The sequence below is a fragment of the Macrococcus sp. CoH-51_TC_04 genome (assembly GCF_058188655.1).
Map to the genome: position 1 here is coordinate 1 of NZ_JBVGOY010000026.1, position 2,645 is coordinate 2,645.

At 32.5% G+C, this 2,645-nt stretch carries 3 protein-coding genes; 1 reads left to right on the plus strand and 2 read right to left on the minus strand.

What is annotated here, in order from left to right:
* Positions 1-452, minus strand: a 452-nt coding sequence (locus tag ACZ2V4_RS11570; protein ID WP_490514936.1) for a protein rep, incomplete at its 3' end; no start/stop codon positions are given.
* A 277-nt stretch (positions 453-729) separates the two neighbouring features.
* Here ACZ2V4_RS11570 and lnu(A) point away from each other — a divergent pair.
* On the plus strand, positions 730-1,215 hold the full coding sequence (lnu(A), locus tag ACZ2V4_RS11575; RefSeq protein ID WP_001829870.1) for a lincosamide nucleotidyltransferase Lnu(A): 486 nt from the start codon (positions 730-732) through the stop codon (positions 1,213-1,215).
* A gap of 812 nt (positions 1,216-2,027) precedes the next feature.
* Here lnu(A) and ACZ2V4_RS11580 read toward each other — a convergent pair.
* Positions 2,028-2,645: protein rep (locus ACZ2V4_RS11580; protein WP_490514937.1), on the minus strand; the 618-nt coding region annotated here is incomplete at its 5' end.

The window sequence follows — 2,645 nt, forward strand, 5'->3', positions numbered from 1 at the left end:
TTTTTATACTTAAACATACGGTTAAATGCCTTATTCATCTCTTTAATGCTTTGTTCAAGCGTTGCACCATCTATCGAATTTCGATTTGATAAAGTTAAGAAAAGCCAACGTGCCGACGGTTTTTCCTGAATCACTGCTTCAACGATCTTTTGCGTCTGATAACTATTTTTCATTGCTCTTCTCCAGTTGCAGACAGGACAAAGCTTAGATTTACAGAACCATGTTTTATAAAGCTTTAAATATCCTTCATCTGTCGCTTTAAATTCAAGTATATTACCGCATTGACGCACATTGTGAGCCTTTTTTATTTTTAAAATCTCTAGTAATTCAGAATAAGTCACGTTCCCTATCTTCTTCTCTTTCCAGGGTCTCTCTTTACCCGACTTAGTGAAATCTCTTAAAGTTTGGCTATCTTGATTTTCGTAAATAAATCTTGTATTATTATCTTGCATCAAGAAAACCACCTTTCTGTTTTCTTTTTTGATTGGTTGGTTTAATTAAAAATCGCATAAAAAAGTCCCCCTGAATGTATTATTATTTCTAGACAACTTAATCTTACATCTGGGGCTTTTTTGTGTCAAATTTTTTTATACCCTAAAAATACAGACAAACGCTATCATATCAATGGTTTAAACGTAATTATAGAAAACTCATTATTTCTATATAGTATCAAGACAAGAAGAAACTCGTTTTCAACTCGTTTCAAATTCCCAAGTTAGGAGGGATAAAATGAAAAATAATAATGTAACAGAAAAAGATTTATTTTATATTTTAGATTTATTTGAACACATGAAAGTAACTTATTGGTTAGATGGTGGCTGGGGGGTAGATGTATTAACTGGAAAACAACAAAGAGAACACAGAGATATAGATATAGATTTTGACGCTCAACACACTCAAAAAGTTATACAAAAATTAGAAGATATCGGATACAAAATAGAAGTTGATTGGATGCCTTCACGCATGGAACTTAAGCATGAAGAATATGGGTATTTAGATATTCATCCTATAAATCTAAATGATGATGGATCAATTACCCAAGCAAACCCAGAAGGTGGTAATTATGTTTTCCAAAATGACTGGTTTTCAGAAACTAATTACAAAGGTCGAAAAATACCATGTATTTCAAAAGAAGCTCAACTTCTTTTTCATTCTGGTTATGATTTAACAGAAAAAGACCATTTTGATATAAAAAATTTAAAATCAATAACATAATTGCTTTATTCCAATTGCTTTATTGACGTTGAGCCTCGGAACCCTTAACAATCCCAAAACTTGTCGAATGGTCGGCTTAATAGCTCACGCTATGCCGACATTCGTCTGCAAGTTTAGTTAAGGGTTCTTCTCAACATCAATAAATTTTCTCGGCATAAAAGTATTTCTGATTTTCATATCAAAAACATCGAATTTCAAATTAATTTTCGTTTTTTTCAGTCGCCACACGAACTATGCAATCAAACAGCATGTTTGCCCATTTTTTGAATGAAAACGAAGTTTGCATGTAAATGGGCAGTACCTGGTATTCGTCTGATGTTTGCATTTATTCCAATTTCCTTTTCGGTAGAAACTTTGACCCCTCACACTCCCCAAAGATGAGCCACCAGGCAAAAAACGCCCTGGTGGGCCCACTTCGTTTAGTGTGCATGAGGGGTCTTTTCTTTCCGAAAAGTTTTCTCGGCATAAAAGATCGTTGCACCTTTTTTCAACTTCGCAGATTAATTCTCTAGAAAAAATCAAAACGATTTATGCTTATTTTTAATTTTAAGCCCGTTTAAGACATTTTCAGCATTTTTCTAGTAAAAAAGTACTTGGAAATCAAAAGTAGCTCTTAAAACGCAAATATGAGCCAAATAATTAAATTTTAATTTTCATCAGTGTCTGCGATTTTTTAGACACTGCCCAGTTACATGCAAATTAAAAATTTGGCATAGAATCGTGTTAAAATTTGCATTTTACAGGGCAAACTTGCAGTTTGATCGCTATAGTTCCCACAGGGGTTTAAAAACAAAAAAAAGCATTGAAAATTTTCAATGCTTCAAGAAATAATTTTGTTTTTCATAATTCCAAATTGCCATAATTGAATTTGCTTTTTCTTCTTCGTCCGAAATTTTTTCTTCGCCCGTTTGAATTAAATTACCGTCTTCTGCATTATCTAAATTTAATTCTTTGTGTTTGATTTTTAAAAGTCCACCGTACGAAATCATGCGTTTTTTATAAAGTCCTTGCTCCAGATCATTTACAACTTCTAAATCTTTTTCTTGGTCACTTGTTAAATAATCACTTGCTTTTACTGCATATTTTGACGTCTCTTTGATTGCAGATTCAATAGCATTGTTGCCTTTTTTATTTGGCTTAATCGCTTTGACGTTAGCTACAGGTTTGTAATCAACTTTTAAAGCTTTCTGCCACATTTTAAGCCACTCTTGTTGTGAAATATAATTATCAGAGCCTTTAAAATATTTACTCTCAACACACAATAAAACATGCATATGTTGATTGTAAGAGCCATCTTTCTCGTTTACAGTAACTTCTGTTGCTCTCATAAATCCAACTAAATTTTTAGCTACTTTTTTATACTTAAACATACGGTTAAATGCCTTATTCATCTCTTTAATGCTTTGTTCAAGCGTTGCACCATCTATCGA